Genomic DNA, 10,679 nt, shown 5'->3' on the forward strand with positions numbered 1-10,679 from the left:
CTTTTTTAATTAGGTTCTAATTCTCTAATAACGACATAGGTTTTCGCCGTTATCACACTTTAATCTCTACTTCAACACCGCTCGGTAACTCAAGCTTCATTAAGGCATCGATTGTTCCAGCTGTTGAGCTGTAAATATCAATCAATCTCTTAAACGTGCAAACCAAAAATTGTTCGCGGCTCTTCTTATTCACGAAAGTAGAGCGGTTAACAGTAAAGATTCCCCGGTGAGTCGGAAGTGGAATTGGACCACTTACAACAGCTCCAGTAGCTTTTACCGTCTTAACAATCTTCTCTGCAGACTTGTCTACCAAGTTGTGATCGTAAGATTTTAATTTAATTCTGATTTTTTGGCTCATGTTATTTAATTATGATTCATGATTTAAGATTTACGATTTCGAATGAAAAACAATCTACGTCGTAAATCAATAATCTAAAATTCTATACTAAGTCTACTCTTCCGTTATTTTTTTCAACAACCTCCTTGGCTATTCCCTTCGGAACCTCAGCATAATGAGAGAATTCCATAGAAGAACTGGCACGACCGGATGATAACGTTCTCAATACGGTTACATAGCCGAACTGCTCGGACAAAGGAACCTTAGCCTCGATCACGCGAGCGCCCGATCTGGACTCCATTCCCTCTACCTGACCGCGACGACGATTCAAATCTCCGATAATATCACCCATATACTCCTCGGGAGTAACCACTTCCAATTTCATCACGGGTTCCAGCAATACCGGTTTAGCCTTTTGTGCAGCCTCTTTATAACCGATCTTAGCAGCCATTTCAAAAGATAACGCATCGGAGTCTACCGGGTGGAAAGATCCGTCAATCAACGTGATCTTCAAGCTTTCCAGCGGATAACCAGCCAACACACCATTATCCATAGCCTCTTTGAAACCTTTCTCTACAGAAGGAATAAATTCCTTCGGAATGTTACCACCTTTTACCTCGTTCACGAAAACAAGACCTTCCTTACCTTCTTCTGCCGGCTCCATCCGGAAGATGATATCGGCAAATTTACCGCGACCACCCGTCTGTTTTTTGAAAACATGACGATGTTCGAATACACCGGTAATAGCTTCCTTATAAGCAACCTGAGGAGCACCCTGATTACATTCTACCTTAAACTCTCGTCTCAAACGGTCCAAGATAATATCCAAGTGAAGTTCACCCATTCCGCTGATAACGGTCTGACCGGAGTCTTCGTCCGTCTTAACGCGGAAGGTAGGATCCTCTTCAGCCAATTTAGCTAAAGCCATTCCCAACTTATCCGTATCCTTTTGCGTAAGCGGTTCCACGGCTATACCGATCACCGGTTCCGGGAAGGTCATACTCTCCAATACGATCGGATTCTCCTCGGAACATAAGGTATCTCCCGTACGGATATCTTTAAATCCGACACAAGCACAAATATCTCCGGCCTCAAGTACCTCTCTCGGCTGTTGTTTGTTAGAGTGCATCTGGAACAAGCGTGAAATACGCTCTTTTTTATCCGTACGCGGATTATATACATACGAGCCCGCTTCAATCTTACCGGAATAAATACGGGTATAGCACAAACGTCCCACGAAAGGATCGGTAGCGATCTTAAATGCCAAAGCTGAAAGCGGAGCTTCCGGATCGATCTCAAAGATTTTTTCTTCTCCCGTTCTCGGATCCGTACCGGCGGCAGCCGGAATATCCAACGGATGGGGTAAATAAGCGATTACCGCATCCAACAGGTTCTGAACACCTTTATTTTTAAAAGAAGAACCACACATCACCGGACAGAAATCCATAGCAATCACTGCCTTACGGATCACCGCCTTCAACTCTTCTATCGTAATAGAGTCCGGGTCTTCAAAGAAACGCTCCATTAGGGCTTCGTCCTGAACAGCCGCAGCCTCAACCAATTTCTCTCTCCACTCCTGAGCTTCTGCCAACATGTTAGCAGGAATCTCTTTTACGGTTGCAGTCATCTCTCCATTCTCCCACACGTAAGCTTTCATCTCGACCAAATCGATCACTCCCTGAAAGTTTTCTTCCGCACCGATCGGAAGCTGAAGCGGAATCGGATTCGCTTTCAATTTTTCACGGATTTCACGCACTGCCTTAAAGAAATCAGCACCTGAACGGTCCATTTTATTCACGAAAGCAATTCTTGGAACTCCGTACTTATTTGCCTGACGCCAAACGGTTTCCGATTGAGCCTCTACACCTCCCACGGCACAGAATAGAGCCACCGCTCCATCCAATACACGCAAAGAACGCTCTACCTCCACGGTAAAGTCAACGTGTCCCGGAGTGTCAATAATATTAATCTTATATTCTTTGTCCTGATATTGCCAAAAACAGGTAGTCGCAGCAGAAGTAATGGTAATACCCCTCTCCTGCTCCTGAACCATCCAGTCCATGGTAGCCGTACCATCGTGAGTCTCTCCTATCTTGTGAGATACTCCCGTGAAATACAGGATTCGTTCTGTCGTTGTTGTCTTACCGGCATCGATGTGAGCCATGATACCGATATTTCTCGTATAATGTAAATCTCTTTTTGCCATTTTCTTACTTTATCCCCTCCTTAAAATCTGAAATGAGCAAAAGCACGATTGGCTTCTGCCATACGATGAATATCCTCCTTCTTCTTGAAGGCCGCACCTTCTTCCTTGTAAGCAGCCATGATCTCGGCAGCCAATTTCTCAGCCATTCCCTTACCGCTTCTTTTACGAGCGAATAAAATCATGTTTTTTACAGAGATCGATCTTTTTCTTATCGGATTAATTTCCATCGGCACCTGGAATGTAGCACCTCCCACGCGACGACTCTTTACCTCTACCTGCGGAGTAATATTCTCCAAAGCCTGCTTCCAAATATCCAAGGCCGGTTTTTCTTCTTTTTTCGCCATCTTCTCCTCTACGATATCGATAGCATCATAAAAAATTCTTAAGGCAATGCTTTTCTTGCCATCTACCATTAAATCATTAACGAACCGAGTTACTAATACGTCATTGAACTTCGGGTCCGGTAACAGGATTCTTTTCTTTGGTTTTGATTTTCTCATTTCTTCCTACGTTTACGAATTCGTTCGTCAGCTGCCCGTTTTGGTCTTCAACGGTCTCCCGACCATTTACTCAACTCTCGGGAACAACCCATAAACAATTCCTGTTAATTACTACTTTTTACCTTTTTCTGGAGTTTTACCTGCTTTCGGCTTTTTAGCTCCGTACTTAGAACGACTCTGCAAACGACCGTTTACGCCGGCAGCATCCAAGGTCCCACGAACAAGGTGATAACGTACACCCGGAAGATCCTTCACACGACCACCGCGGATCAACACGATAGAGTGCTCTTGAAGATTGTGTCCTTCTCCCGGAATATAAGCATTCACTTCTTTTCCGTTAGTTAATCTAACCCTGGCTACCTTTCTCATTGCAGAGTTCGGTTTTTTCGGAGTCGTTGTGTAAACACGTACACATACTCCGCGTTTTTGCGGACAAGAATCTAAAGCCGGAGCCTTACTCTTATCCTCAATTCTTTTTCTTCCTTTTCTTACTAACTGTTGAATAGTTGGCATACAAGTACTTTTAAATTAGTTACTTTTATTCAATTTGGCCCGCAAATGTAGTAACTAAAAACCACACCACCAAACATTCCAACTATTTTTTCGCAAAAAAGTATAAGATTGTGAGAAAGTTAGCACACCTTCACGATTAAACCAAACATCAAAATAAAAAAGCACTACAGGGATTTCTAAAAACAGGAACCGCAATAAGGTCGAAAACGAAGATTATTAATATTTACTAAATTAAGCAAGCGACATAGCTTCCATAACCGTACCGCCATTCAATAATGACAAAAAAATCATCAAAATCACCACAATATCACCCTATTCTCATTCCTATTGACAAAAGCAGGGAAATAAATAGACGAAATGAAAAATATTTTTTCCATATTTGATAGTTCAAAACGAAAACATCCGGGAAAAATATCAACCCGATAACAACATACATTATTTCTAATGACAAACTTAAATACCGTGGATCTGCAATTATTTGAAGAAAAAAAGACAATAGACCGTATTCTGACAGACTTAAAAATAGGGTGGTGGAAAGTAGACCATGAAAAAAAAGGATACATCCTCTCCGACATCGCGGTAAAAATATTAAAATTAGACAGTAATTTCATCCCTTTCAAAACCTTTACCGAAATCATACGGGAAGATTATCGTGCCCGTATCATGAAAGAAATCGAGAACATAGAGAATCAATACCTCTACGACCAAACCTTTCCAGTCTACACTCCTTCCGGAGAAGTATGGCTACGTTCCAAGATCATCCATAAAGAAACAGACGCAAAAGGGAACTCCTCTATTTCCGGATTTATACAGATCATCCCTAACCCGGAAGTAACCCAACCGGAAAAAGCATCCCTTTTAAGAATAAATAATTTACTATATCAGTTAAATACCATTTCACACACCCTGCTCTCTTTTCTTCAATCCGACACGTCCGACACCGTTATTAACAAGATTCTTGAAAATATCCTGAAACAATTCAAAGGAGGAAGGGCTTATATTATTGAATACGACTGGAAAAGAAAGACACAGACCTGTACTTATGAAGTCACAGACGCCAACGTAAATAAAGAACAATCGCGAATCAACGATATGCCTCTGGAGGAATCTCCATGGTGGACGCAACAAATTACCCAACAAAAACATATCATCCTTTCCGATTTAAATGAGCTTCCGGAAGAAGCCTGCATCGAAAAGGAATTTTTATCCTTACAGGAAATCAAATCTATCATTATTGCCCCCTTAATTTCCCATGACGGAGTATGGGGATACGTGGGTATCGATATCGTCGAAAAACACCACAAATGGAGTAATGAAGATTGCCAGTGGTTTACCTCCCTCGCTAATATTATTAATATATGTATCGGATTGCAAAGATCGGAACATGAAGCCCAAATCGATCGGACCTACTTGCAAAATCTTTATAAACATATGCCGTTAGGCTATATGCGGCTTAAACTTCTGTATGATACAGACCACCAACCAATAGATTACCTATTTTTAGATGCCAATTACGCGGCCGGGGAAATAGCCGGATACAACATCGAGGAATACATCGGACACAAGGCCAGTGAACTAAGAATAAATGTAAAAAAAGAAGTCGCTTATTTACAAAAAATTTTACACGCGGATAAATATGCCGAAGTAAATTATGATATAGAACATCTTAAAAAACATTGTCATGCCATCATCTATTCGACAATAGAAGATGAGGTTATCTGCCTCATTTCGGATATAACGGAATCGTACAATACTCACGAGGCCCTGGATCGAAGTGAGAAAATCCTCCGAAACATATACGACAACCTGCCGGCAGGAATTGAACTATACGATAAAGCCGGGAAATTGGTTGATATGAATATCAAAGATCAGGAAATTTTCGGTCTTAAACGTAAAGAAGACGCCCTGGGGGTATGCATTTTTGAAAATCCTAACATCCCGCCTGAAATCATAGAGAAAATTCAAAAAGAAGAATCCGTCTCTTTCCGGCTTAGCTATTCGTTTGAATCTATCGAACATTACTACTCCTCGACAAAAAGAGAAAATATTGAAATCTACACGACGGTAAGCAGATTATACGATAAACAAGGTAATCTCATACATTATCTATTTATTAATATCGATAATACGGAAATCAATAAAGCTTACAGCAAGATAGCGGAATTCGAAAGTTCCTTTTCCGCCATTAGCAAATTCGGAAAAATCGGTTATTGTAAATTCGACTTATTTACAAAAAACGGATATGGCGTAGCTCAATGGTACCGGAATTTAGGAGAGCATGAAACAACCCCATTACCTCAAATTATCGGCGTTTACAACCATGTTCATGAAGAAGACAAAGCTTATATCCTGGAATCCATACGAAAAGTAAAAGCACACGAGATTGATAATTTTAGCCGGGACTTACGGGTTCACACGGAAGAAGGCTGGAAATGGACGAGGATCAATGTCATGCGTAACACAATGAACAATGATCCCGACAAACTCGAAATGTTGTGCGTAAATTACGATATCACCGAATTAAAGGAAACAGAAAAAAAACTCATCGAAGCAAAAGACAAGGCAGAAGTAAGCGATCGACTGAAATCTGCTTTTTTAGCCAATATGAGTCACGAAATACGAACACCTTTAAATGCAATCGTGGGCTTTTCAAATCTTTTGGCAGAAACGGATGATCGTGACGAGCGGGCCGCCTATTTCGATATCGTACAAGAAAACAACGAATTGTTATTACAATTGATCTCGGACATTTTGGACTTGTCCAAAATAGAAGCCGGAACATTGGATATTACGAATAGTGATGTCAACGTAAACCAGTTATGCGAGGAAATAATCCGCTCGTTCAGCTTAAAAGCAGAAGAAAACAACATCGAAATTCTTTTTGAACAACATCTACCCGTATGTCATATTAACAGCGACAAGAATCGCCTGACACAAATCATTACGAACTTCATCAATAATGCTTTGAAATTCACGTCTAAGGGCTACATCGCCCTTGGTTACTACCAAAGCGGACCGGAAGAGATTAAATTTTATGTCAAGGATACCGGAACGGGTATTCCCAAAGACAAAATAAACAATGTATTCGAACGTTTTATCAAATTAAACTCTTTCGTTCAAGGAACAGGATTAGGTCTTTCCATTTGCAAAAGTCTTGTAGAACAAATGGGAGGAGAAATTGGCGTGGAATCACAGGAAGGAAAAGGTTCCTGTTTCTGGTTTACACACCCGTTCCATCCGGAAGCACAACTCAAGTTATCTTTTGAAACCGTAGAAATAGAAACAATAGAATTAGCACCTCCTTCAACTCCCACACAACCGACCATATTAGTGGCGGAAGACACGGATAGTAATTTTTTACTCGTTTCCGCCATTTTAAAGAAAGATTACCGCCTATTTCGTGCCGTTGATGGAGTAGAAGCCGTTAAATTGGCCGCAGAGATTCATCCCGATCTTATCCTTATGGACATCAAAATGCCTCATATGGACGGGATTGAAGCAACAAAAGAGATCAGGAAAACAAATAAAAACGTTCCTATCATCGCCGTCACGGCCTTTGCCTTCGATAGCGACCGACAACGAGTTCTGGATGCGGGCTGTAATGACTATATGTCCAAACCCATAACGGCCCCGGAATTACATCAAAAGTTGCGGGAAATGATCCGTAAATAAAAAAACGCGTGAGACGAACTTCAAACGATACCCCTATACTTAAATAAATAAAGCAACCAATTGGATACAGATAATCAAAAATACCATGGCAATAGGATAAACAGTTGCATAAGCCACGCTCGGAATATTACTATCCGTCATGGAATCGGCCGCAGCAAGCCCGGGCGTACTGGTCATTCCTCCCGTAATCGTTCCTAATAAATCCAATAAGTTAACCTTCAATACAAAATAACCGACCAATAAAGCCACGATCATCGGGACAAGAGTAATAGCAAAACCGACCCCGAAAAGCATCCAACCGCTCTCGACAAAAGTACTTACCAGATTCACTCCCGCCGACGTACCTACCTCGGCCAGAAACAAAAGTAATCCCAACTGCCTCAAAAGCTGATTGGCAGAACCGGACATAGACCAGATTATAGGGCCGGTTTTTCCTATAAAGCCGAGTAAAAGAGCTACAATCAGTACACCTCCGGTTAAGCCGGGAGAAAAAGTAAAGCTATCCGAGAACGAAATAGTGATCTTTCCAAACAAAACCCCTAATACAATCCCCATGGCGATAGGAAAAAAATCCGTATCCGATAATCGTTTCCGATCATTCCCGAATAATTGCGATAACTCCTTCATACTCTCTTTACGGGCTATAACCGTGAGCTTGTCTCCAAATCGCAATATCAAACCGGGATCGGGCGTCAAATCAATCCCGGATCGACGAATCCGTGTTACGGTAGAGTGATACACCTGATGCAAATTCAGGCTTCCCAAGCTCTTTCCGACCACCTCTTTATTGGTCAATAAAAGATATTGCATATCGACACTCTCTCCCAAAGGCAAATCTCGTTCTTGTCTCTCCCCGACCAAAACTTCGACCTGTTTCAACGCGTTCCGGGTTCCTACCACCTTAATTAAATCCCCCTCATCCAGAATCGTTTGAGGATTAGGTACCTCTGTAATTCCTTGATGCTCTATTCGAGATACGACTCCCCCTGTCATTGTGCGGACCTGCAAATCAGACAAACTCTTTCCGAATACATTGTGGTTACTCACCCGGAAAACTCCGGTCAAAATTTCCGGATATTGCTGCTTTTGCTGCATCTCCAACTTCTTTTCCTCCGCCTTTATATCAACACGTAAAAATTTAGGCAACAACTTCACGAAAAGGATCACCCCGATAACCCCGAAAGGATAAGCGATTCCATAAGAAATGGATGCCAGGGACGAACCCGTGGAATCAATTGCGGCGGCAAGTCCGGGAGTACTGGTCAAGGCTCCCGCGATAAGACCTACAATACTATCCGTATCTATATCGAAAAGATATTTAAAACAAATACCCGTCAAAGAAGCCGAACCGACGATCAGCAAGGTTATAATAATCAATGTTTTCCCCTTGGAACGAAAGGAACTGAAAAAACCAGGCCCGGATTGAATACCAATGGTAAAAATAAAAAGAACCAAACCGAAATTACCCAATTCTTTAGGGATAACCACCCCAAAATGACCGAATAATAAAGCAATAAAAATAACCGCCGATACATCAAGAGAAATTCCTTTAAAGTTGATCCGCCCTAAAATAAATCCCAAGGCAACAATCAAAAAAAGAACAAAATAAGACGATTGTAATAAAGATTCTACCATAGAAGTGTATTTAGTTACTATTGATATGAACTCCGGACGACAAATATAAGATTTATTCCCGATAATTCGGTTGCAAGATTTTTATCCATCTTCGTTTCAAAGATGAGCAAATTCAAAACACACGCAAACTATTGATTTTCTTTTATTAAATGCTTAATTTTGTTAAGCATGCTAAATTCATCTATACTCGACATTTTTTTATATCTAAATTCTATTCATTATGGACACGACAAATTCATTGTTATGTCAGGTAGCCATCACAATGACCTCAAGATTAAACAATAAACTTGCTTCCCCCTTGTTTGAACGATGTGGAGGTTTAGAAGGATTCTTTCGCGAAAACAAAACTTCCCTCCAAATGCTTATGGAAGAAATTCATTGGAAAAATTTCGAAATAAAACAGAAAGAATGGCTGGATTCGGCTAAAAAAGAACTGGATATGATGCAAAAAGAAGAAATATCCTGTTGTTCCATCGATAACATAGAGTATCCTTCTTTATTAAAACATTGTGAAGACGCCCCTTTAGTCCTGTTTTACAAAGGTCGACTGACGGTACCCGAAAATAAAATCATTGCAATCGTGGGAACCCGTAAAGCATCCGAACGCTGCAAAAACCGGGTAGACTTTATCATTGAACAAATAGCCGGAATGGGATACCGTCCTCTCGTTATTAGCGGACTTGCCTACGGGATCGATATAGCGGCACATAAAGCCTGTCTGCGATACGATCTCGTTACTCGAGCCGTTATGGGACACGGACTACATATGGTATATCCTTCCCGCCACAAAGAGATCGCCGACAGAATTATTTCTCAGGGAGGAGCACTCATTAGTGAATTTCCCACCTGTGCCCCTATATTACCTATCAATTTTTTACAACGAAACCGAATTATTGCCGGAATGAGCGAAGCCGTTCTGGTTGCGGAATCCGCCGTTAAAGGAGGAGCCATGGCTACCGCCAGGCAAGCGCTCTCTTACAACCGGGAGGTGATGGCCTTACCCGGAAGGCCGGAAGACCTTCTATCTTCCGGTTGCAATTTGTTGATTAAAGAAAATATAGCAGCTCTCGTCGAACACGTCGATGATATCCTTAAAATTATTCACTGGGAAAAACGTTCCCCGCTTCCCCGCCAAATATCCCTCCCGTTTTTGGAAGAAACCGATCTGGAAGAGACCGTCAAACAACAGTTAACAGAACAAGGCCCTCAAGATATCGATCAACTCCACCTGTTGATCGGCATACCGATTCCAACCCTCTCCTCCCTGCTTCTGAAATTAGAACTGGAGGGTATCGTTTCCCGGTTACCCGGAAAAAATTATATGCTCCTATAAATGATTTTCTTACAGATTCATAGCATTCGGCCAAATGTCATATTAAAATTTAATTATTATAACGTTTGCATCTAACAAAAAATAATAGAAAAAACTTTTGGAATCATAAACAAAAACATACCTTTGAAGCGAATTTATAAAATTCAAATAAACAAAGATGTTTTTTTAAAGTTTTGCTTAAACAATATTCAAAATGAGAACAGAAATTAAAGAATTCATGGATGCCTTAAAGGCTAAAACTGTGGGTGAAAACGAATTCCACCAGGCAGTAGAAGAAGTGATCGAAACTGTTTGGGATACCTATCAGGCTAATCCTAAATACAAAGCCAATAAGATCCTTGAGAAAATGGTTGAACCTGAAAGAGTAATTATGTTCAGAGTTCCCTGGATTGACGACAAAGGTGAAGTACAAATCAATCGCGGTTACAGAGTACAATTCAACAGTGCTATTGGACCCTACAAGGGAGGTTTACGTTTCCACCC

The 10,679-nt window shown here is 41.1% G+C and carries 8 protein-coding genes; 3 read left to right on the forward strand and 5 right to left on the reverse strand.

Annotated features, from left to right (window positions below):
- Positions 1-52: 52 nt before the first annotated feature.
- From rpsJ to rpsL, 4 genes are all read right to left on the reverse strand, one after another.
- The gene (gene rpsJ / locus QZR76_RS13775; protein ID WP_041503076.1) at positions 53-358 is read right to left on the reverse strand and encodes a 30S ribosomal protein S10; all 306 of its coding nucleotides are present in this window, start codon (positions 356-358) and stop codon (positions 53-55) included.
- A gap of 82 nt (positions 359-440) precedes the next feature.
- Positions 441-2,543: an elongation factor G gene (gene fusA / locus QZR76_RS13780; protein WP_294143382.1), complete on the reverse strand. Its 2,103-nt coding sequence runs from the start codon at positions 2,541-2,543 to the stop codon at positions 441-443.
- Between the two features lie 20 nt (positions 2,544-2,563).
- Positions 2,564-3,043 (reverse strand): 30S ribosomal protein S7, encoded by a 480-nt coding sequence (gene rpsG, locus QZR76_RS13785; RefSeq protein ID WP_294143383.1) that lies wholly within the window; start codon positions 3,041-3,043, stop codon positions 2,564-2,566.
- A gap of 111 nt (positions 3,044-3,154) precedes the next feature.
- Entirely contained in the window at positions 3,155-3,556 is a 402-nt protein-coding gene (gene rpsL / locus QZR76_RS13790; protein ID WP_041503079.1) for a 30S ribosomal protein S12, read from the reverse strand.
- A 444-nt stretch (positions 3,557-4,000) separates the two neighbouring features.
- Here rpsL and QZR76_RS13795 point away from each other — a divergent pair, with 444 nt between their 5' ends.
- The gene (locus tag QZR76_RS13795; protein ID WP_294143384.1) at positions 4,001-7,228 is read left to right on the forward strand and encodes a response regulator; all 3,228 of its coding nucleotides are present in this window, start codon (positions 4,001-4,003) and stop codon (positions 7,226-7,228) included.
- 39 nt (positions 7,229-7,267) lie between these two features.
- Here QZR76_RS13795 and QZR76_RS13800 read toward each other — a convergent pair whose 3' ends face one another.
- Positions 7,268-8,863, reverse strand: coding sequence for an aspartate:alanine exchanger family transporter (locus QZR76_RS13800; RefSeq protein ID WP_294143385.1), 1,596 nt, complete (start codon positions 8,861-8,863; stop codon positions 7,268-7,270).
- 220 nt (positions 8,864-9,083) lie between these two features.
- Between QZR76_RS13800 and dprA the strand changes: the two genes are divergently transcribed.
- A complete protein-coding gene (dprA, locus tag QZR76_RS13805; protein ID WP_294143386.1) occupies positions 9,084-10,196 on the forward strand; it encodes a DNA-processing protein DprA in 1,113 nt (370 codons plus the stop codon).
- 193 nt (positions 10,197-10,389) lie between these two features.
- Positions 10,390-10,679, forward strand: a 290-nt coding sequence (locus QZR76_RS13810) for a Glu/Leu/Phe/Val dehydrogenase dimerization domain-containing protein (protein WP_294143387.1), incomplete at its 3' end; no start/stop codon positions are given.

This window comes from uncultured Sanguibacteroides sp., from assembly GCF_900543425.1.
GTDB lineage: Bacteria > Bacteroidota > Bacteroidia > Bacteroidales > Marinifilaceae > Gabonibacter.